We start from the raw sequence: 411 nt of genomic DNA on the forward strand, positions 1-411 counted from the left end.
ACCTCCGCCCGCAGGCGGACGGGGCCAAGCGTGATCTCCAGCGCGGCCTCCCCCGCGGGGTTGCCCACCGCGCGGTTCGCGCGGCGCAGCGCGCCGAGATCCAGCGCGCCCGAGGCGCAGACCCCCTGCCCCGCCTGCCCCATGCGCCCGGCATCCTGCACGAGGATCGGGAAGGCGGTCTGGACCACGCGCAGCCCGGTCACAGGCGCGGGCTCGGGGACCGCGACCGCATGGACGCGCGCAGACCCGCTCACAAAGCGCGCCCGCACGCCCGGGCGCAGCAGCGCGGGAACGTCGCGGGTCAGGTCGAACATCGGCACCTCGGTCCGGCCGATCAGCTGCCAGCCGCCGGGGCTGGCCTGCGGATAGATGCCGCAGAACCGGCCCGCCAGCGCGACCGACCCCGCCGGG

General features: G+C 77.4%; 1 protein-coding gene. It reads right to left on the bottom strand.

What is annotated here, in order from left to right:
• A partial coding sequence (locus tag TW83_RS19075; RefSeq protein WP_045984370.1) for a carboxyltransferase domain-containing protein occupies window positions 1-411 on the bottom strand: 411 nt, incomplete at both ends.

This window comes from Paracoccus sp. S4493 (assembly GCF_000967735.1).
Taxonomy (GTDB): Bacteria; Pseudomonadota; Alphaproteobacteria; order Rhodobacterales; family Rhodobacteraceae; genus Paracoccus; species Paracoccus marcusii.